Below are 18,366 nucleotides of genomic sequence, written 5' to 3' on the forward strand. Positions count from 1 at the left end.
AAACCTGTAGGGGCGAATAATCATTCGCCCCCCTTTGCTCCACTAAAAAAGCCGCTGCCCCCTCGAAGGGACAGCGGCTTTTCTTTTTGAAAAACAGTACGGCAAAAACATCGAGACCAATTTTTTAACGCAAAGGCGCAAAGGCGCAAAGACGCAAAGGCGCAGAGGTAAAGATCAATAACGGGAACTGCAAAAGCATTACGGTGTAAAAACGTTCCTGCTTTCTCTTTGAGCCTTTGCGGCTCCGCTTCTTTACCACAACGGCCGGCAGCCATGCGCAAATGATTTAACCGGCGGTCAACGCCCAAGCGCCATCCGCGTGGTCACCCGGGACTCACTCCCCCCTGCCGCCGTCGAGGGAGGCAGAATCTCCCCCCGCACCACCGCCAGGATGTCCTCGATCCGACACGGCTTGGCCAGTACCGTCCTAATCCCGATGCTGGATGCCTCCCCCAGCACCTCCGGCGAAACCGCGCCGGTGGCGAGGACTATTTCCATCCCCGGGTCCAACCGCTTCGCCAAGGCGGCGAGTTCCAGGCCGTCCAGCCCCGGCATCTGCAGGTCGGTCACCATCAGGCTGAAACGCTTGCCCCTCAGAATGACCAGTGCCTCCTCGGCGCTGCCGGCCTGGCAGATCTCGAAGCCCGAATCGGCCACGATGCTGGTCAGCAACCGGCGATACTTCTGATCGTCGTCGACAAAAAGGATCGATCGCGTTCCAGTTTCCATGGTTTCCCCTTTGTTCAAAAGTGGAGGGCGGCAGGTTACCGGACCTGCCGCCCGCCGAAAGGGACGCCCCGAAGAGGAGGTAAGAGACGTCCCTGCAACTAGTTGCCCGCTGGTGTCGGTGCGGGTGGAGAAAGCGCGCCGATGGTACTGCCAGAATGAGGAACAAATGTGGAAGTGCGCATCCCCCTACGGCAGCGAAGTGATGAAAGAGAGGTTGACGAAGCGCCACCCCGTGCCGTCCCACAGGAACATGAAGATAGGCTCGTGCGGGTCTTGCTCGCTCAGCACCCTTCTGACGTCCTGCAACCTGGTGATCCTGGTGCTGTTGACTTCGGCGACAAGGTCCCCGTTCCTCACGCCTGCCAGATAGGCATCACGATCGCGGTCGGCCAGCAGCACTACCACCCCCTGCTTAGAGCCCAGCTTTTTGCTCCGCTCCTCGTCCAGCGTCACCTCGGTGAGGGTCATACCCAAGAGGTTCAGCGTCGTCTTGTGGGCGTCGTAGTGGACCCTGCCATCCAGCCGTCCCTGCCCGTCACCGCGCCCGTCTTGCTGAATCCCCACTGAGAGCTTCATGCCGGTCACCTCCCGTCCTGGAAGGTTGCGGGGCCGTGATCGCCCCTTTGTTCCGGCCCGCAGCCGCAAGGAGGAGGCGGGGGAAGCTCTCCCTTTCTTGGGTGCAGCTTCTCGGCCAGGGCGCGCTGTTGCGGCGTCAGCACCGCGTTGATCCGGGCCTGGGTTTTCGCACGCGCCACCAGACGTTCCGCCTCCAGGGTGCCCAGGGCTGTGGCGACTCCCCGCACAGCCTGTTCGTTGAACTCCGCATCGACCTCCAAACTGTGCAACTGCTCGCGCAGCTGAAACTCCTTGTCCATCTGCGCCCACCCCTTACCCCGCTGCTCGTCCAGGATGGAGCGGATCCGCTTCTGCTGGACGTCGCTCAAATCCAGCGTCCGAGCCAGGTGCTCCGGCAACGGCAACAGATCGTGACGGTCGGAAGCCCCTCGCTCCGGCGGTAGCGGCGCGTCCGTTCCGTACGGCATCGCCTGGCAGGCGAAAGCCGCACCGAAGAGCGTGGCCGCAGCCGCGAGGCCAATCATGTTTTTTCTCATCACCTTTCTCCTTTCTGATTGAATGACGGACCGCCAGTGGCAGCGCCCCGTCGCCCGCCGCACATAGCACCTCGCCCCTGCCCCTCTGACGGAACGTCGCGGAGAGGCAATCCTCCCCTCGCCCACCGGGAGAGGGGAGCCCCGGCAAACAGGAACCGTTGATCGTCCATTGCCTCTGAATGCTACGCCAGCTCGGCGTTAAGTTGGGTCAAGAGATGTGCGGATTTGTCAGAAGAGGTTTTTCGAAAGGAGGCGGATCTTTACATTTCTTAACAGCATACGCGCGGCGTTTTCCGTTATACTTGCGCTCAAAACTGGAGCGCAGATCGAGAAGATGACTAAGAGAATACTTATCATAGATGATGACACGGGGCTGTGCGAACTCCTGGCAAGCTATCTGGCCAGCGAGGGTTACTCGGTCGATGCGGTCCATGACGGTGCCGAGGGTGCGGACAAGGCGCTCTGCCGGGAGTACGCCTTCGTGGTGTTGGACGTGATGCTGCCGACCTTGAACGGATTCGACGTGCTGCGCCGTATCCGGCAGAGTTCGCAGGTCCCGGTGCTGATGCTGACCGCGCGCGGCGACGAGATCGACCGCATCGTGGGGCTGGAGATGGGAGCGGACGACTACCTCCCCAAGCCCTTCAACCCTCGGGAGTTGGTGGCGCGGCTGCGTGCCATCCAGCGTCGCAACGACACCTTCCCCGCCGGAACCGAACCGAGGCCCGACCTTTTACAGGTGGGCGACGTGAGCCTCGACCTCGGCGCGAGAACCGTGAGTTGCGCCGGGTCCCCCGTGGAGCTCACCTCCCTGGAGTTCTCGGTGCTGGAGGCGCTGGTGCGCCAGGCAGGCAACGTGATGAGCCGGGACGAGCTGACCAGGCAGGCCCTTGGTCGGGAATTCAGCAGCTTCGACCGGAGCATCGATGTCCATGTCAGCAGCCTCAGGAAGAAACTCGGACCCGCGGCAGGGGGCGAAGAGCGCATCAAGTCCGTGCGCGGCGTGGGCTACATCTACGCCTTCTCCTCCGCCAACCGCGCCCGCTGACCCATTAACAGGACGGATCCCGTCGTCACCGGCCTCCCGGAACCGGGCGGCCTTTCACCGCCAATTGTCAATTCAAGCATTGTCAATTGCCTCAAGGTTTCCATGCGCACCATCTTCATCAAGCTTTTCATGTGGTTCTGGCTCTCCACCATACTCTCCGGTGCGGTGTTCTTCCTGATCGCCTTCAACCTGCGGCTCTCCCCCCTGCGCGACGAGCACCGGCGGCACATGGAGCTGCAGCAGCAGGAGGTCCTGGGGCAGGCGCTCGCAATCTACGGGAGCACCGCTGCCGCCCTCAGCGAAAAGCAAGGGAGCACGGCCGCCGTCGATGCCCGCCAGCAAAGCGAGCGGGGGGCGCGACCTTACCTGTTTGCCGCCGACGGCACGCCCATCTCTCCAGGCGTCCCTCCCCTGCTTGTCGCCGCCGTCCGCAGCCAGCTCGCCGGCGCCGGCACGCCCCCCGGAGAGCTCCGCGCGGTACTGGTCCGCGTGCAGGGGCCGTCCGGCAGGGAGTACCTCGCCGCAGCCGAACCGCACCACGCCCCCCCCCTTCCGGGAGCCCCTCCCTTCCGTCTCCCGCCGCATTTCTGGCTGCAGTTGTTGATCACCCTGGTGATCAGCGCTGCCGCCTGCTACGGCCTTTCCTGGCGCCTCACCGCCCCCGTGCGCCGCCTGCGTGCCGCGGCACAGGGGCTTGCGGCCGGCGATCTTGGGAGCCGGGTCCAGGTGAGTCCGAGGGAGACGGGGTACGAGTTGAACGACCTGGGGCGGGATTTCAACCTGATGGCGGGGCGCATCGAGAAACTGGTGCTGGCCCACAAGCAGCTGGTGCGGGACGCTTCGCACGAGCTGCGCTCCCCGCTGGCGCGGCTGAACGTCGCGCTCGGGATCGCCCGGAAGGAGACACCCCATTCCGCCGCGGGCGCCCTGGACCGGATCGAGTACGAGAGCGACCGGCTGAACCTTTTGATCACCGAACTGCTCACCCTGAGTAAGCTGGAGGAGGGGGGAGAAATCGAGAAAGGGGAGCTCGACCTGGTGCGGCTGGTGGAGGAGGTGGCGCGGGACGCCGACTTCGAGGCCTGCGCGGGGAACCGCCACGTCCGTTTCACCTCCACCGTGCAGGTGACGCTGATGGCGAACCGGGAACTTTTAAGCCGCGCCCTCGAAAACGTGGTGAGAAACGCGGTGAAGTACACGGCGGAAGAAACTGCGGTCGAGATTACGCTGGAGAGGGAGCGGGAGGAAGCGCTGATCATGGTGCGGGATTGCGGCCCGGGGGTTCCGGAAGGTCAGCTCGGCGACATCTTCCGCCCCTTCTACCGGGTTGCCGAGGCCCGCGACCGTAAAAGCGGCGGCACCGGGATCGGGCTCGCCATCGCCGAGAAGACCGTTGCCCTGCATGGCGGCGCCATAGCCGCGCACAACCTTGCCGAGGGAGGGCTGGAGGTGGAGATCCGCCTGCCGCTCTAGTCGGGCGCCTCTTTCATTGCCGCGCCCGTGGACGCAGAGCGTCGCGCCTTTCAAGTAATTAACAAAAACAAACCGTATCGTTACTGCATCGTTACCATATTTATGGTATTTGGCCGAATATTGCCGCCATCCCACGTTTTTGGCAAAAAAAGACCGGCTGCGGCGCTCCGCTGCCGGTGCATTAGTCCGTAGGTCAGCCCCTCTCCTCGGCCGTCACCTTCAAAGATGGATGTTGCGGAAAGTGCAGAGTTACGGTGGTCCCGTGCCCGGGGCGGCTCAAGGCGGAGACGTCGCCGTTGTGCATCTCCATGATCGCCTTGACTATGGCGAGCCCGAGGCCGGTGCCGCTGTGCTGCGAACCGGACTTGACCCGGTAGAACCGGTCGAAAAGAAAAGGGAGGTGCTCGGAGTAGATGCCGCAGCCGGTGTCGGCCACGTTAATCTCGACCCCTCCGTTACTCCCGTTGGACGAGGAAATGGTCACCTCCCCTCCGGCAGGCGTGTAGGCCAGGGCGTTGCTGATAAGGTTGCTGAGGGCCCGGCGGAACAGGGTCCGGTCCCCCCAAAAGGAAGCGTCGACGCGGGACTCCAGGGAAACTCCGGCAGCGCTGGCCTCGTCGGAGAAGTAGTCCACCACCTCCTCGACCTCGGCCCCGGCATCCAGTTTCTCGAACAGCAGGTCGTTTTTCTCGTTGTCGGCGCGGGCCAGAAAGAGCAGCTTGTCGATCACCGCCGCCAGGCGCTCGTATTCGGTCAGGCTGGAGGAGATGATCTCCTGGTACAGCTGCGCGCTTCTCTCCTGAGAGAGGGCGATCTCCGCCTCCAGCATCAGGTTGTTGATCGGCGTGCGCAGCTCGTGGGCGAGGTCCCCCGAATAGTGCGAAAGCCTCTGGAAAGAGCTCTCCAGCCGGGCCATCATCGCGTTTACCGACTCGACCACGGGATGCATCTCGCTCGGGAAGCGCGCCGCCTCGAGCCTGGTATTGAGGCGGCTGCCGGTTATGGTCTTGATCGAGCTGCTGAGTTCGTTCAGAGGCCTCAGCCCGCGTTTCACCACGATGTAGGAACTGGGGATACCGAAGAGAAACGCGCCGAAACCGAAAAGAACGAGGTAGATCCGGTAGGTTCGGACCAGGTGATCATGCTCGGTCAGATCCATCGCTATCTGCAGGCGCCATCCCTGGGCCTCGGACAGGGGATCGCTGAGCCGCGCGCTCCTCAGCAGGTAGTTGCCGCCGTCGGCCTTGTATCTTTTCGACCTGGTGTCTCCCGGCGGCGGGAAGGCGGTGGCCGGTATGACTCCCCTCATGTTGGGGCAGTCCACGACAACGCTCCCGTCCCCGTCCACGATGCGCATCAGGATGCAGGTGCTGGCGGCATCCTCCCCCCGCGTTTCCGCCTGCATGACCTGCTTGATGGCGTTGAGGCCGGAGGGGGTTCCGACCAGAGCGCGCACGGAGGTGATCTCTGTCTGCAGTTGTTCTGTTGCGGAATCGTTGAGGTGCTGAACCAGCTTCAAGTACAGGAGGGAGGCGCACAACGCGAAGCCTACCAGGATGGAGACGATGTACAAAACGGCCAGGTTGTGCGCCATGGACCGAACCTGCCGTCTGGCGTTGCCTTCCTGGGAAGGGGGGGCATCACACATCGCGGTCCTCGAGCACGTAACCGACCCCGCGCACGGTGTGGATCAGCTTCTTGTCGAAGGGGCCGTCCACCTTGGCCCGCAGCCCCGCCAGCTTCACGTCCACGATCTTCAGGTTGGCGTCGAAGCCGAGGTTCCAGACCGCCTCGGCGATACGCAGGCGCGACTGCACCTCGCCGGCCCGGCGTATCAGCATGGAGAGGAGCGCGAACTCCTTGGGGGTCAGCTCCAGGTGCTTCCCGGAGCGGGTCGCCTTGCGCGCGAAGAAGTTGACAGTGAGGTCCGCCACCTGCACCTCGTCCTGCTGCAGCACCTGGCCGCGGCGCAACAGCGCCTGGATCCGGGCGCAGAGTTCGCCGAAGGAGAACGGCTTGACCAGGTAGTCGTCCGCCCCGGCCTGCAAACCGCAGATCCGGTCGTGCACCTCGTCGCGCGCGGTCAGCATGATCACCGGGGTGCTCTTCCCCGCCTGGCGCAGCCGCTTCACCACCTCGAAACCGTCGATGCCGGGGAGCATGAGGTCGAGGATGATCAACTCGTACTCCTTCTCCTTCGCCATGGCGAGCCCCTTCACCCCGTCGGCGGCAACGTCGGCGTTGATGCTGACTTCGGCAAGTCCTTTTTTCAGCTGTTCCGCTGTCTTCACATAGTCTTCTACGATCAAGAAATTCATAACAGGACCCTTTTACGCTTGTGCCCTAAGCACAACTCTCTTTGTTGCCAAGAACACGGACCTTCTTCTCCTGAAGTCCATGGCACTACTCCACACTTGATGAAAATATGACAAAACTACAAAGAAATTTGAATCGTAAAAACCAATTATGTCAACTTTTAATGCAACTGTTACCGAATCGTGACCTGGCAGATAGGCGAACATTTCCGGTTCGATGGAGCAACCGGGGCTGGCGACGGTTCAGAAGGGGATTGACTGGGGAAGGAATTTACGGTAAAAGTTCATACTCCGTGCAAAAAGGCGGAAGACACCATTAAACAGGCCATCTTAGCTCAGTTGGTAGAGCAATTGATTCGTAATCAATAGGTCGTCGGTTCGATTCCGATAGATGGCTCCATGAAAACAAGCGGTTAGGCCAATATAGCCCAACCGCTATTTTTATGAGTTGTCCACTGTTGTCCACATGCTACGGCAACGCGCTCAGGGGCACCTGGTTGCCATCCGCCGAAAGCGTTGGCGAGGTCGCCACAGTCTTGGGCTGCTCAATGGTGAGCCGGTTGCTGTCGCCGTACAGGTTGACAGTAATGGTGTTGCAGCCGGAGAGGATCAGTGTAATCAGGATCAGGGCGCGGTACATAACTCGGCCTCCATTTTGAGCGGCTTCTTGTTGGCCCAGAAGGCATCATCACCAAAGAGCCGTACCGCCTGGTAGTATTCTTCGACGCGCAATCGGCGATGGTAGCGTAGCACGACCGCCCAAAATCCCCGCGCGTTGTTCACCATCGCGAGGCAGTTACGCTTGAATCGCTGGTCGGCGGCGTGCTTATCGGCATCTGTCAACCCGACGGTGTAGTCCCAGTCGTGGATGTTGCAGGCCTCCTTGATGGAGAGCCCGAGCACCGTATCCGGAATGATGTCGAATTTCCACCCGCCCGGGCCGCAGCCGTTGACTACCTGCGCGACCACTTCAGGCAGTGCATCGCGGTACGCCTGGGACGCGTCAAGACCTGCTGTGACTTTCATTGTCTAACTCCTTCTCCTTGCGGTACTTCTCCCGCAGCGCATGACAATAGGACAACACGGGTTTGGTTGGGCATGTCTTGGTGTTGTTGAACTCGCACTTACCGCCGCAGAAGTTGCAATGTGTCGGTTCCATTATGGCCTCCGAGTATCAAACTTGAACTCTACGCCAGCCTGCCAAGTGGTGACGCCTTGGGTAAAAAGGTCGGACACCGAGCGCCCCACCTGCCCGCGGTAGGTCGTGCTAGAAAGCTGTTGGTTGGTACAGCCGACGAGAAAAGACAATAGCGTGAATATGACTAGCCTTATCATCGCCCAAGTTTCTTATCTGCTTTTGCTGCCGCACTTTTGACGGCATCAGATGCATCTAGCTCCAGTGCTTCCCAGTTGATAGTCCGCTGTTCTTTCTTGACCTCATACTCATGCACCGAGCGCTGCACGTTCGACTTGATCCGGATCGCCCAGGTGTCGAGGAATTGCATCTTGCCGGGGTTGGCGTCGACGATCTGCACGTATCGGTTATGCCCCAGCCCGACCAGGTGCACAAAGAGCAGGGTTTGGTCGACATCGTTGAGCCGGCGTACCGTACCCGGCCCAATCTCCCCGTCCACGGCAATCGGCTTACGCGGCCACCCGGCGTAGTTGGCGGCCCGCTGGATGATCCTCGCGGCGGTCCCTTGCCCCATGTTCACAGCAAAATCAAAGTAGAGGTTGGCGATGATCTGTGACTTCCACTCATTGCAGCGGGAGACGCCCCAGAAGTCCCGGGAGTAGATGAAGCCGGCGCGGTCAAGGGTGAGGTTGCGGATATCTTCGCGGGGGTAGGATGCAGCGGCAATACCGTACTTGGTGCCTTTGAGGATACCGGCGCCCACCTTGCCGCCGGTCCAGTTGCCGGAGTCGGCGCGGCTGCACTGGTAGCCGCCTTCATGGCCAAAGGTATGCTGCAACGCGGGGCGAATGTCGGCGGCGCGGGCAGCAACAGCGCAAAACAGAATAACGCAGCAAATTGCAGCAATTTTCTTCATTTCCCCTCCAATCGCCGCAGCCCTGCCTCGGCCAGCTGCGTGTTCCATGTATGCAGCTTGCCCATGGCGCGAACCAGCAGCACGTTGATTTGCTGCAAGATAACGATTCCGAGTACGGTGGCTGTTCTCATCACATCACCTTGACCAGCAGATATCCGGCCAGATCCTGTTGGTTACTCGTGGTTGCCTGGATCTCAAGTAGATAGGTCTTACCACGCTCGCCGCCGGCAAGACGGTACTTTACCTTGGTCTGCGCGTAAGGGCCCGTCTGGCTGATCATGGATTCGGTCACATCCTCGCCGGTTTTGTAGTCTGAGGTCTTGACGGTGGCGGCGGTGATCGTCTCGTCCGCGTTGAGTTGCCCGCGCCCATCGGGCCGACGGAACTCGTAGACGCGGAACTCTTTATTAAAAGCGGGCTTTTCAATCTGCTCTATCACGCTATCCCCCTTGGGCTGCAGTAGTTGGTATAATTACGCGGCGGGGCCATGTCGCTAAAGCTGCGCGGCGGGCAAGTGTTGAGGAACAGATACCGCCCGATAAACAGCCCCAAAAGGGTGTCTGTGACCGAAGCTCCAACCGTCGCCGCCGTGGTAGCCTGGTCGACATATGCCGCTATCTCGTCAGTTCCCGCCCCGCTCACCGCCATCACGGTCACGTTGTCCACCAGGAGCTGGAGGTCGGTCACTTCAGCAATAGCGTCGGCAGCGAAAAGCAGACTGTCAGCTACCCCGCTGAGCTTTACATCGGCGACCTCCGTGACCGCCTGAGCCGTGCTGGTGATCGCCTCCACCTGGGCCAGCAGATCCGCTACGGAAGGGACCGCCTCCACGGTGGTGAGCAGGTTGTCCACCTTGGCCAGCAGTTCAGCCACCTGGATAGAGACATCGGCGGTGCTCGTCACATCATCAAAGCCGGTGTCGTAGGTCGAGTAGGCAATCACCCCACCATCAGCAGTGCTGGAGACAAGCGCCGGCTGCGCAGACCATGCAAAGGGTGCCGTGATGCCGCTTGCTAAGGTCAACAGGTCGGAGACTGTCGGGAACGCATCGATCTCGGCAAGCGCGGCCTCAACGGATTGCAGCGTGTCGGTAATCACGGCTGCGGACTCAGCGGCTACGGTCAGCGCCTCAGTCATGAGGTTTACGTTCGTAGCCGATACGCCCGCGGTGATGAGGGCAGCAGAAGCATCGCGCAGTGTTGCCACGTCGGTGACCGTAGCTGAACCTGCCGCGATTATCACGGCATCTTCAGCCAGCGGGTCTACGGTGCCATATGAGATGATTCCACCATCATCCGTTGGTGCGGACAGTGACGGCTGGGAGGTAAAATACAGCGATGGCGTCATCACGTACGCAACCGTCTGCACAGCCCCGATGTTGCCGGAAGAGTCAATAGCAACGGCACGGAGTGTCGACGACTGCCCTACGATAAACGGCGCAGTGTAGATGTAGGTTGTTGTCATTTAAGACCCGCCCTGAAGGTTGCACGCGTGCCGGTGGTGGAGGTCGGCGGGGAAACGGCTGTAGCGCCAAAGGTGAATGACTTACCGCTGCTCACGGCTCCGCTTGCATCAACTGCGAATAGATACGCGGCAGAGCCATCTGCAAAACTCCCCTGGTTGACGGTCGCCGTGATCGAGGTGTCGGTCCAGGAGGTAACAGGCTGGAGTTCACAATGGGTTCGGTCAATATTGCATATCTCTACCCGCTGCCAGGTCTTGCTGAGATACGCATCGTCTATCCACTTTTCCCACGTAAGCCCGGTTGCTCCCATATCCCAGTTGGTCATGCCACCGAAGAAGTCGGCTTCGATCCAGCGGTCGCTGCTGCTGGCCCGGGTCACGATGTTGGTGAGGTTGATCTGCGTCACCCCATCCATGACGATTTTGATAGAGCCGTCTGCCACCCCACCGGTAGAAGACTGCTTGTAGATGCCCTCCACTTTGTGCCAAACGTTTTGAGTCGGCAGCGCCCCGGTGAAGTTGGACGAATGAACCGTGTCTGCCGAGTCACTGCGGTACTGGGTAGCCCACCAATCGTTACCCAGGTCGCCGGTTTTGACGTAGGGCATGTCAGGAGAACTTGTAGGAAGCGACCCGAACATCCGTATTAACTTGGTTTCGCCGTGAGTTCCTAGCGGCTGCGGCGTGTTGTACCGAAACCAAAAGGAATGGTAGTAGGTCAGCGAATCCGGTATCGGGGTGGCGTAAGACCCTACAGTGAAGTGGCTCCAGTGGTTGTTGTTGGAGTGCAGGGCATAGGCTGATTTTGTCCCGCTGTGCGCCTGGTTGGTCCTGTACTTGGCCGTGGGCAGATTGTTAAGCGCCCACGGGACGCTGCCCGCTAGCTGGGTGACGAGGTTGGTGTTGTCAGCCCCACCTTCGAAGTTATCCCAAAAGATCGGGGTAGAGGCTCCGCTGTTGGCCCCAAACCCACTTCCGATGATGGTTATGGAAGTCGGGTTGGCGCTGGCCGAGTCGATAACCGGAGCAGAAAACGCTATGCTGGGCGCTAGGAAAATCAGCGCGGCGAAGATGCAGATGCGCATAGCCCGGCCCCCCCGCCGTAGAAGTCTCTGGTCGTGCTGTTGGAAATCATGATGTTATCGACGAACTCGTTGGGCGCTGAAGACCCCGCAGACTCTCCAATCTGTATCTGCCCTGTGGTGCCCAATGTCGTGATGCCGGTCAAATCCTGAGTCGCCACCTGGGCCCCGTTGATGTAGACGTGTAAAGCGTTCCCGTTCACGTCCCACGACGCTTCCGCAAAGTACCAGGTGTCGGCCACCAACTTAGTCGCTAAGGTGCTTGACGCACTCTTGGTGGTGGTGTTGTCTTTGTATGTGAACCCGATGTCTCCACCCGCAACGCCCGTGATGTACATATAGTGAGTGGTGTCCACGTAGTACCTGAACAGCGTTCTCGCCTGGTAGGTTGAGTTGTACTTAAACCAGAACCCCACCCTACCTACGGTCGGGTTTATCAGGTCGCCCGCCGTCACAGCCTTGTAGTAGTAGGCGTAAGGCGCGACCGATGACACGCCGTAACTCCCCACGTTGGTCGCGCCGGATGTGATGGTAGCCGAGGCGTTGTTTGCAGTTAAACTGCCGCTTGCCGGGTAATCGCCTGTTGCCAGGGTCGCGCTTTCAGCTCGCCACCAAAATAGGATGTCGGAGTAAGACCCGCCCCCACCTCCAGCCGGGGTCCATGTCGCCGGGGTATAGGTAGCGGTGCCTCCGCTGGTGACAATCGTGAGCACCCCGCTACCGTCCACCGAGGAGCTTACCGCCCCGGTGATCCCTCCTGCGCTGGGCGTTTGACTTCCTACCCGCTTGCAGTTGTTGTCAGTCTCACAGTAGTTGATGGTAGAGATGTTATGGAAGATGACACCCTTAGTCCGCGGCCCGGTGTAGGCTACTCCGTTGCCAATGTCCGCCATGTGCGACCCATCGGCTGCGGTGGACGTGATCTGTTGGACCGATAGTGTAGCGGTGGACATGCTGCTGAACTTGGCGGGGTAGCCCTTTTTTAAGCTGCCGCGGAACTCCTCGGCCCCAAACGCTGGGAGCGATAAAACCGCCGCTATGATGACCAGCCAGATATATCTCATTGCACCGTACCTCCGTCAAACACGAGTTGCCCGTTGTCAAATACCGCTCTGCCGTTGTCGGTGCTCAGATGCTCGGTCGGGTCGGAACCGTCGAGGGTATAGAGAATGAAGCCGCCGCTGAAATTAGCCGGCGCGATCGTCACCGTCTGCGGCGAGGTGTAGATGCCTGCGGCGGGGGAGATGGTGACAGATGGTAAAGGTGTCACTACAGTGGCAGTCTCACCTGCGTCCGAGGTGATAACTACCGTACTTCCCGCAGGTACCGCCGAACTGGGAAGCAGGAAGGTTGATGCGTCAGGGTAAGTAACTCCGTCGACCAAACTACCATCTGCCGAAATAGACACGCTTTGCCCCGCGCCGATGTTACCGCTAATTGCCCCTGTCTGGTCTAAGGCTGCAGAGAGTGGAGCGTCGTTCAACAATATCAGAGTGCCAAATGGTCCTGCCGTTGTTGAAACAACTCCATCGCTGGTAACACAGCGCAACGCCCACGTGCAAGGCGGTATTACATCACTCGGCAACGGACTGGTAAGAATCGCCACCCCTGTTGCGTGGCTAAATTCGCGCCCCTCTGCGCTGCGGTGAAACGATGGATAATTAGCATTATCGGTTAGCCAAGACGTTCCAAAGTATAGGGTTTCGTAGGTCACCTGCCCGTCAAAGTTGCCCCATGTAAGGGGGCGAAGATTGTTTAAAATTTCCTGCGCGCCGTTCCACTCACATGCAAAAATCCAGAGGCCGCGCTTTCCTGCTGCTCCCGGGACAGTAACCCCGAGGGGAAATGTGCAGGGGTAGTACTGCAACCCGCTCGGCAGGGTAGTTTTCGCCCCATAAGAGTTATTGAGACGAGCGCCCCAAGCAAGAGGGTGCACGTTGTCGACACCCCGTAAAGCTCCACAAACCCATAAACCTGCGTAGCCATAGTACGGAGTTGAAGTGTTATTTGGGTACTGGGGATACCAGCCCCTTATTTCTTTGCGTTCACACGGACGCGACGAGGGGGTTTCAAGACCGCTGTAAATTTTAAAGGGGTGCCAAAACGCCCCATACCCGTTCATCCAGTCGGCAGGATTTACGCCGTTCGCCATATCTAGCGTTGGCGTAGGTGGATACGTCCATTTATTATTTGCCGGGTTGTTGGGCCAAGGATCAGGGCCGGGCACCGTGTCGTATGGATTCCACCCATCCCTAGTGACAGCATAGCCACCAAGAAACTCAGCGGCAAAAAGCACGTCCTTTGGTTTAACTCCAGTCGGGAACGTGAGCGGGCCAACCCCACCTGTGGTTGGTTCGAGGGGGGTAAGGACTTCAGATTGGCCAACAACACTAATCATTAGTGGCTACCCCCGAATTGCCAAGCCGCACTGATGTTGCCTGGAGTGCTTCTTGTAGCCCAATTAATGGCGTCCGTGGACGTATAGTAAGAAGAAGTTGCTGACGGTACAGACAGGGCGAATGTAGACCCTATCGCTGTTATCCAATCAGCGTTGGCAACTGGCGCAGCGGTGCTCGACCATGTAGTACCGTCAGATGAGTAGTAAACCAAGGAACTATAAGCTGATCCACACCACACCGACCCATTCCACGCCATGCTGTTAATTGTTGCGGTTGCCCCTAGTGCCCTTGATGTCCAGTTGGCACCGTCGGGTGACGTCCATACGTGATCCTGGTTTGAACCTACTACCACTAGTAAAGACCCGTTACTGGTTATATCCCGCCAGGCGCCCCCAGCATTTAGTGGGGTAATCCTGCTCCAAGTAACACCGTTATCATCCGAATACGCCACGGAAGATGAAGAAGTGGCAATCATGACAAGTCTGGAGCCAATAGAGGCTATGCTGTACCAGTAATCTGTTGCCCCCGCAATCGTTTGCTGCGTCCAAGTAACGCCGTCTGGAGACGTAGCGCAGACATTCCCCTTAGATGTATTGTACGCAACCGCGCAGAAAACCGCCCCGTTCCAAGCAATTGCCTGCCACCTTTGGGAAGACGGCATTGTGGCGTGGTAAGTCCATCCCCTTCCATCGGTGGACGTGTAAACAACCGCACCAGCGCTATTACCATTAGCCAGCATGACAAAAACGCCGTTGCCATAAGCTATGGCTTTATTTGTGGCAAAACTGGGCGAAACCAGCAATGTGGCGTTAACTGTCCAGCTTACAACGTCGGAAGAATAGTAGTTTTTGTTATTGCCGGAGGTCACTGCCACTGCGGTCAGTGCAGCACCAGGCACCCCACTCACCACCGCACTCGGCCCTGATTCTCCCGCTGCGTTGACCGCCGTCTGCACATATTGGTAGGTGGTGCCGTTGGTGAGGCCGGAGTGGGTGTACGGGTCGCTGGCTCCGGTGATTTTGGTGCCGCTGGCAACGATGTTTGCCGCAACCGTCTCAGTCGTGGACCAGTAGAGGTTGTAGCTGGTCGCACCGCTGGACGTGCCGAGGTCGATAACGTTCTGAGTGTTTCCGGGGGTAACGCTGGTTATGGTGGGGGCGGCAGGGATGGAAGCCGCAGGGGTGTAGGTATCAGCCGCCGTCGCCGTCGCGCTGATCGCCGCCGAAACCTGCTCCAGCATGGTCTGCACGGTGGCAACGGTAGCAACAGATTCACCTGCGGCCGTTATCGTGTCGGCAACCCCGGTGATGACACTGCCAGACTCGCTCGCGGTCGAAAGCAGCGTCTCGTTCATCACCTGGACGTCGCCAGCACTCACGGTCACACCCGCAGCGGCCAGAAGGGCATCGCGACGCTGGATCACGTCGGCAACTGTCACCACGGATTCATTGATCGACACCACCGGCTCGGAGATGCCAGGAACGCCAACCTGCATGACCAGCTCGTTGCTGACAATCGGTGTGGTGTCTCCGGACAGTGGGACCATGCGGAGCTTTACGGCGTAGGTGCCGACGGACAGGCCGCCGATGGTGAGCTGCTTGCCCGCTCCCGGTGTCTCGTCCAGTCGACCGGACAGCCACGGGCCGCCGTTGACGTTGTATTCGAGGTTGTAGTGACGTGCTGGCATAGATCCTCCCGATAAGGCGTTCAGAAGAGGGGCCCAGGACGAACCTGGACCCGACTACTTTACGTCCTACCGCTACTCAGCTTCGGTGAAGTCGATGTAGAACTTCTGCCCCGGCTTGATCTTACCTACCAGGTCGGGGTTGGTGATCTGGAGCTCAAAGCTCCCGCTCGGGCTCCACCGGGCGTAGGTGTTGTCCTCGCTCTCGCCGTCTTTGCCGAACTGGCCGCAGACCGGGTACATCTTGACGATCTCGGAACCCTGGTATGCTTCAGTGACTGCTGCAACTTGCATTTTTGCTCTCATCAGCGGCATGGTATTTCTCCTTTTATTGAAGTCTGATCTTGTAGGTGATCTGAAGGCTATCGCCGCTGGCCAGTGTACGGGTGGCAGCGAGCGCGGCGTAGGCAACGAGCTTCCCGGTATTGTCGCTGGAGGTTGCAAGGGCGGCGTAGGTCACGGGGCCGACAGTGCCGGTCGCGGTGATGGTAACCGTCTTGCTGGTGATCTCGTAGTGGCTAGAGACAAGCTGCGGCACCAGGGGCCAGCCGGTAGAGTCCCTGGTAATGCCCTGCGATGCCGGGGCGTACCCGTTGGTGGCAGACGGCTCGGACGCGGAAAGCGAGGACAGCGTGCTGGTCAAGGTCGGCGTGGTGTTGTAGAGACGCAGGAAGTAGCCGGTCGGCGCGGCATTGCCACGGAAGATGACATCCTCGATCATGTACTCGCCTTCGTTGGCGAGGGCGTTGGGGACGTCGTGTTCTTCCCACTTCACGGCACCGGAAGCGTCATGCGCTACGAGGTCGAAGTAGCCGTGTTCCTGCACGAAGGCGGCGAGTTTCACCGGGGTATTGTTGGCCTGCAGCGTGTCGTGCACAGCGGCGAATGCTGCGGGGTTGGCGAGGCCGGCGGTGACGGTCTCCTTGGTGGTGGTGCAAGCCGTGAGACAGGCCAGCATGATGATGAGGACGAGCGAGTACAGATGTTTCATGGTAGTTCCTCCGGCGGGTGTTCGCCCGCAAAGTAGGGTTGTGCTCCGGCCGGTGTTCTCCGGCAAAGAGCGGGTTAGCAGTTGAATGCCGAGTTGGTAGTGATGCACTAATACCAAGGTACCTGCGCACCGACCTGGACGTAGTATGTACCGTCACAGATGAAGGAAACGGATGACTTCTTATTTGCCGTATTGCCGGCATCGCTCCAACTCACCTTGAAGGCACTACCCCATGCGACTGTTCGACCGCCCGTTGCGTCCTGGGTGATTAAAAAAGTGATCTTGTCGCCTTTCTGTACATAGGCCGGCCCGTTGAAGGTTGTATTTTGGCTTAACGTGATGCTTGCCAGTTCCCCGATTCTAGGATCCACGACAACAGTCGCAGCGTCGGTCAGTGTTTGGGTGTTCCTGTTGACTGGGTTTACGGTGTTACTGCCCCCGTCATAGATGTCATTGAAGGTCGCGCCTGAGTTTATTTTATTGTTCGACGCCACGTTGCCGTAGGTGTTGGTGTCAAATGCGATGCTATACCGTACCGGATTGGTCGGCGCCAAAATATTCAAACCAGATATCACGTTGTCGTGTCCAATAATTGCCCCGTTGCTGGCAACGACTATGTCATTCACGGTTACATTGCCCACGTTGCCACCGGAAACGGTACCGCCTAGGATCTGGTTGCCAAACCCACCGACTATCTGGATGCTGGAACTTCCAGCATTAATTATGTTATTCCCGATAAAGGTATTATAAGAAGGATACCAAGTACCTCCCACTTCAAGGTAAATACCGCCGTCTCCCGGACCGTATATCTTATTGCCAACAAACGTATTTCTATAGACATTGCCGGACAAATAGATTCCGTGGTGGTAGGCGTTATAAGTACCAGGGCCATAAAGCGCGTTGTTGCTTATGATATTCCCGGTTATGTCATCCCCGGCCGAGTTCATGTAGATACTGATTTGAGCGCGGTCAGAATAGATGGTGTTTTCGGTTATGACCGACCCGCGCGTCCCCGCCGAAACATAAACGCCGTGGCGCCCAATTGGGCCTATCATCTGGTTGTTTATGACGTGGGTCTCTTTAGCGTGGGTCAAAAGTACGCCGTACCCGCCGTTGCCAGTTTGCCATTCAACCATTGTCAGTATCCGGTTTTTATCGACCCGATTGTTTGTCGGGTTCGTGGCGTTTCCGGTGGTTCCGACCTCGTCTCGGAGATAAACGGCGACGTGAAGTGCATCAAAGGTGTTGTCGTGGATGTAGTTATTGCTGCTCTGGTAGCCGTCCACGCCATAGACGCCCACAGTGTAAGAGCCGGTGTTGGCCGCGCCCACGAACTTAAGGCCGGAAATGTCCCAACCGGAGTTAGTGCTATCGAGGTATATTTGGCTGAAGTCGCTAGCAGCGGTAGTTTTGAGGGTAGCACCGTTGCCAATCAGCGTCCTGCCGGTTGTGCCAGATGCCGCTATCTGCGAAGACTGAAAATAAATCACACCGGGTTTGAAAGAAACTTTCTTGGCCGCTTTGATGGCCTTGATTATCGCCGAACACATATCGGTAGTCCCGGGCACCGCGTTGGCAGCAAACCAATCGGGCATCGATTCGGCCAAACCGGTGACATCTCCAGTCCCGTTGAATACCTGGGCAGACGGCCATCTCTTGGTGCTGCCAGCGTAGCTGATGGTATACGCGCCGTGATTAATGACTGCGCCATTCAGTGGCATCAGCTCAACCCCCGCGGGGATAGTCTTGTTGGATGTGAACGTTTGGCTGGTGGTATACTGGATGGTCGCAGGACCAGCTCCGAGAGCGGTAAGCGCGGCCTCAAGTGAACCGTATGTTGATGCATCATAAGCCGGCCCAGCGTATGACGCTATGGAGTTCCACGTCGGCCTTGCATTCCCTAGCCTATCAGTCCAGACGTTGCCCGAACCATTAACGGCCACGTCAAGGTTTTCCGCGTTGTCGGAGAGGTCGCGGGCGTCGGTGCTGCCTATCGGGTTGCCGGTGTTGTAGCTCAT

The 18,366-nt window shown here is 58.9% G+C and carries 21 protein-coding genes and 1 tRNA gene; 3 read left to right on the plus strand and 19 right to left on the minus strand.

Going from position 1 to position 18,366, the window contains the following annotated elements:
• Nucleotides 1–20: 20 nt before the first annotated feature.
• The 4 genes from KP003_RS16505 to KP003_RS16520 all read right to left on the minus strand — a co-directional run bounded on the left by KP003_RS16505 (nt 21) and on the right by KP003_RS16520 (nt 1,841).
• Nucleotides 21–308: a hypothetical protein gene (locus KP003_RS16505; protein ID WP_217299920.1), complete on the minus strand. Its 288-nt coding sequence runs from the start codon at nt 306–308 to the stop codon at nt 21–23.
• Nucleotides 298–729, minus strand: coding sequence for a response regulator (locus KP003_RS16510; RefSeq protein ID WP_217299921.1), 432 nt, complete (start codon nt 727–729; stop codon nt 298–300). The genes KP003_RS16505 and KP003_RS16510 overlap by 11 nt, the downstream gene beginning before the upstream one ends.
• 186 nt (nt 730–915) lie before the next feature.
• Nucleotides 916–1,305, minus strand: coding sequence for a PDZ domain-containing protein (locus KP003_RS16515; RefSeq protein WP_216497634.1), 390 nt, complete (start codon nt 1,303–1,305; stop codon nt 916–918).
• Nucleotides 1,306–1,310: 5 nt separating this feature from the next.
• Nucleotides 1,311–1,841: a Spy/CpxP family protein refolding chaperone gene (locus tag KP003_RS16520; protein ID WP_216789241.1), complete on the minus strand. Its 531-nt coding sequence runs from the start codon at nt 1,839–1,841 to the stop codon at nt 1,311–1,313.
• A gap of 334 nt (nt 1,842–2,175) precedes the next feature.
• Between KP003_RS16520 and KP003_RS16525 the strand changes: the two genes are divergently transcribed.
• Nucleotides 2,176–2,889, plus strand: a complete 714-nt coding sequence (locus KP003_RS16525; protein WP_216497632.1) for a response regulator — start codon at nt 2,176–2,178, stop codon at nt 2,887–2,889.
• 102 nt (nt 2,890–2,991) lie between these two features.
• Entirely contained in the window at nt 2,992–4,362 is a 1,371-nt protein-coding gene (locus KP003_RS16530; protein WP_217299922.1) for an ATP-binding protein, read from the plus strand.
• A 193-nt stretch (nt 4,363–4,555) separates the two neighbouring features.
• Here the strand turns inward: KP003_RS16530 and KP003_RS16535 are convergent, their stop codons facing one another.
• Nucleotides 4,556–5,956 carry a heavy metal sensor histidine kinase gene (locus KP003_RS16535; protein WP_239027565.1) on the minus strand — a complete coding sequence of 467 codons (1,401 nt, stop codon included), beginning with the start codon at nt 5,954–5,956 and terminating at the stop codon, nt 4,556–4,558.
• 46 nt (nt 5,957–6,002) lie between these two features.
• Nucleotides 6,003–6,680 (minus strand): response regulator, encoded by a 678-nt coding sequence (locus tag KP003_RS16540; RefSeq protein ID WP_217299924.1) that lies wholly within the window; start codon nt 6,678–6,680, stop codon nt 6,003–6,005.
• Nucleotides 6,681–7,001: 321 nt separating this feature from the next.
• On the opposite strand from KP003_RS16540, the gene KP003_RS16545 reads away from it, so the two are divergent.
• Nucleotides 7,002–7,077: transfer RNA gene (locus tag KP003_RS16545), tRNA-Thr, on the plus strand.
• 69 nt (nt 7,078–7,146) lie between these two features.
• Here KP003_RS16545 and KP003_RS16550 read toward each other — a convergent pair.
• The 13 genes from KP003_RS16550 to KP003_RS16605 all read right to left on the minus strand — a co-directional run bounded on the left by KP003_RS16550 (nt 7,147) and on the right by KP003_RS16605 (nt 18,366).
• The gene (locus KP003_RS16550) at nt 7,147–7,317 is read right to left on the minus strand and encodes a hypothetical protein (protein ID WP_217299925.1); all 171 of its coding nucleotides are present in this window, start codon (nt 7,315–7,317) and stop codon (nt 7,147–7,149) included.
• Nucleotides 7,302–7,703 (minus strand): hypothetical protein, encoded by a 402-nt coding sequence (locus KP003_RS16555; protein WP_217299926.1) that lies wholly within the window; start codon nt 7,701–7,703, stop codon nt 7,302–7,304. Before KP003_RS16555 ends, KP003_RS16550 begins: the two co-directional genes overlap by 16 nt.
• A 305-nt stretch (nt 7,704–8,008) precedes the next feature.
• Complete coding sequence (locus KP003_RS16560; RefSeq protein WP_217299927.1) at nt 8,009–8,728, minus strand: glycosyl hydrolase 108 family protein; 720 nt, start codon at nt 8,726–8,728, stop codon at nt 8,009–8,011.
• The gene (locus KP003_RS21525) at nt 8,725–8,859 is read right to left on the minus strand and encodes a hypothetical protein (protein ID WP_275423210.1); all 135 of its coding nucleotides are present in this window, start codon (nt 8,857–8,859) and stop codon (nt 8,725–8,727) included. The genes KP003_RS16560 and KP003_RS21525 overlap by 4 nt, the downstream gene beginning before the upstream one ends.
• The gene (locus KP003_RS16565) at nt 8,859–9,167 is read right to left on the minus strand and encodes a phage fiber-tail adaptor protein (protein WP_217299928.1); all 309 of its coding nucleotides are present in this window, start codon (nt 9,165–9,167) and stop codon (nt 8,859–8,861) included. The genes KP003_RS21525 and KP003_RS16565 overlap by 1 nt, the downstream gene beginning before the upstream one ends.
• The gene (locus KP003_RS16570) at nt 9,164–10,192 is read right to left on the minus strand and encodes a hypothetical protein (protein ID WP_217299929.1); all 1,029 of its coding nucleotides are present in this window, start codon (nt 10,190–10,192) and stop codon (nt 9,164–9,166) included. Before KP003_RS16570 ends, KP003_RS16565 begins: the two co-directional genes overlap by 4 nt.
• A complete protein-coding gene (locus KP003_RS16575; protein ID WP_217299930.1) occupies nt 10,189–11,277 on the minus strand; it encodes a hypothetical protein in 1,089 nt (362 codons plus the stop codon). Before KP003_RS16575 ends, KP003_RS16570 begins: the two co-directional genes overlap by 4 nt.
• Entirely contained in the window at nt 11,250–12,338 is a 1,089-nt protein-coding gene (locus KP003_RS16580; protein ID WP_217299931.1) for a LamG-like jellyroll fold domain-containing protein, read from the minus strand. The genes KP003_RS16575 and KP003_RS16580 overlap by 28 nt, the downstream gene beginning before the upstream one ends.
• Nucleotides 12,335–13,672 carry a chitobiase/beta-hexosaminidase C-terminal domain-containing protein gene (locus KP003_RS16585; RefSeq protein WP_217299932.1) on the minus strand — a complete coding sequence of 446 codons (1,338 nt, stop codon included), beginning with the start codon at nt 13,670–13,672 and terminating at the stop codon, nt 12,335–12,337. Before KP003_RS16585 ends, KP003_RS16580 begins: the two co-directional genes overlap by 4 nt.
• On the minus strand, nt 13,672–15,360 hold the full coding sequence (locus KP003_RS16590; RefSeq protein WP_217299933.1) for a hypothetical protein: 1,689 nt from the start codon (nt 15,358–15,360) through the stop codon (nt 13,672–13,674). Before KP003_RS16590 ends, KP003_RS16585 begins: the two co-directional genes overlap by 1 nt.
• Nucleotides 15,361–15,432: 72 nt before the next feature.
• Entirely contained in the window at nt 15,433–15,651 is a 219-nt protein-coding gene (locus KP003_RS16595; RefSeq protein WP_217299934.1) for a hypothetical protein, read from the minus strand.
• 34 nt (nt 15,652–15,685) lie between these two features.
• A complete protein-coding gene (locus tag KP003_RS16600) occupies nt 15,686–16,348 on the minus strand; it encodes a hypothetical protein (RefSeq protein WP_217299935.1) in 663 nt (220 codons plus the stop codon).
• A 107-nt stretch (nt 16,349–16,455) separates the two neighbouring features.
• Entirely contained in the window at nt 16,456–18,366 is a 1,911-nt protein-coding gene (locus tag KP003_RS16605) for a right-handed parallel beta-helix repeat-containing protein (protein WP_217299936.1), read from the minus strand.

This window comes from Geomonas diazotrophica (genome assembly GCF_019063885.1).
GTDB classification, from domain to species: Bacteria; Desulfobacterota; Desulfuromonadia; order Geobacterales; family Geobacteraceae; genus Geomonas; species Geomonas diazotrophica.

What these genes read in the sequence shown, in the direction of transcription:
- KP003_RS16525 (WP_216497632.1), top strand. Translation starts at nt 2,176, where the DNA reads ATGACTAAGAGAATACTTATCATAGATGATGACACGGGGCTGTGCGAA.
- KP003_RS21525 (WP_275423210.1), bottom strand. Translation starts at nt 8,859, where the DNA reads ATGAGAACAGCCACCGTACTCGGAATCGTTATCTTGCAGCAAATCAAC.
- KP003_RS16585 (WP_217299932.1), bottom strand. Translation starts at nt 13,672, where the DNA reads ATGATTAGTGTTGTTGGCCAATCTGAAGTCCTTACCCCCCTCGAACCA.
- KP003_RS16570 (WP_217299929.1), bottom strand. Translation starts at nt 10,192, where the DNA reads ATGACAACAACCTACATCTACACTGCGCCGTTTATCGTAGGGCAGTCG.
- KP003_RS16575 (WP_217299930.1), bottom strand. Translation starts at nt 11,277, where the DNA reads ATGCGCATCTGCATCTTCGCCGCGCTGATTTTCCTAGCGCCCAGCATA.
- KP003_RS16555 (WP_217299926.1), bottom strand. Translation starts at nt 7,703, where the DNA reads ATGAAAGTCACAGCAGGTCTTGACGCGTCCCAGGCGTACCGCGATGCA.
- KP003_RS16595 (WP_217299934.1), bottom strand. Translation starts at nt 15,651, where the DNA reads ATGCAAGTTGCAGCAGTCACTGAAGCATACCAGGGTTCCGAGATCGTC.
- KP003_RS16520 (WP_216789241.1), bottom strand. Translation starts at nt 1,841, where the DNA reads ATGAGAAAAAACATGATTGGCCTCGCGGCTGCGGCCACGCTCTTCGGT.
- KP003_RS16510 (WP_217299921.1), bottom strand. Translation starts at nt 729, where the DNA reads ATGGAAACTGGAACGCGATCGATCCTTTTTGTCGACGACGATCAGAAG.
- KP003_RS16560 (WP_217299927.1), bottom strand. Translation starts at nt 8,728, where the DNA reads ATGAAGAAAATTGCTGCAATTTGCTGCGTTATTCTGTTTTGCGCTGTT.
- KP003_RS16535 (WP_239027565.1), bottom strand. Translation starts at nt 5,956, where the DNA reads ATGGCGCACAACCTGGCCGTTTTGTACATCGTCTCCATCCTGGTAGGC.
- KP003_RS16515 (WP_216497634.1), bottom strand. Translation starts at nt 1,305, where the DNA reads ATGAAGCTCTCAGTGGGGATTCAGCAAGACGGGCGCGGTGACGGGCAG.
- KP003_RS16550 (WP_217299925.1), bottom strand. Translation starts at nt 7,317, where the DNA reads ATGTACCGCGCCCTGATCCTGATTACACTGATCCTCTCCGGCTGCAAC.
- KP003_RS16605 (WP_217299936.1), bottom strand. Translation starts at nt 18,366, where the DNA reads ATGAGCTACAACACCGGCAACCCGATAGGCAGCACCGACGCCCGCGAC.
- KP003_RS16580 (WP_217299931.1), bottom strand. Translation starts at nt 12,338, where the DNA reads ATGAGATATATCTGGCTGGTCATCATAGCGGCGGTTTTATCGCTCCCA.
- KP003_RS16600 (WP_217299935.1), bottom strand. Translation starts at nt 16,348, where the DNA reads ATGAAACATCTGTACTCGCTCGTCCTCATCATCATGCTGGCCTGTCTC.
- KP003_RS16530 (WP_217299922.1), top strand. Translation starts at nt 2,992, where the DNA reads ATGCGCACCATCTTCATCAAGCTTTTCATGTGGTTCTGGCTCTCCACC.
- KP003_RS16540 (WP_217299924.1), bottom strand. Translation starts at nt 6,680, where the DNA reads ATGAATTTCTTGATCGTAGAAGACTATGTGAAGACAGCGGAACAGCTG.
- KP003_RS16590 (WP_217299933.1), bottom strand. Translation starts at nt 15,360, where the DNA reads ATGCCAGCACGTCACTACAACCTCGAATACAACGTCAACGGCGGCCCG.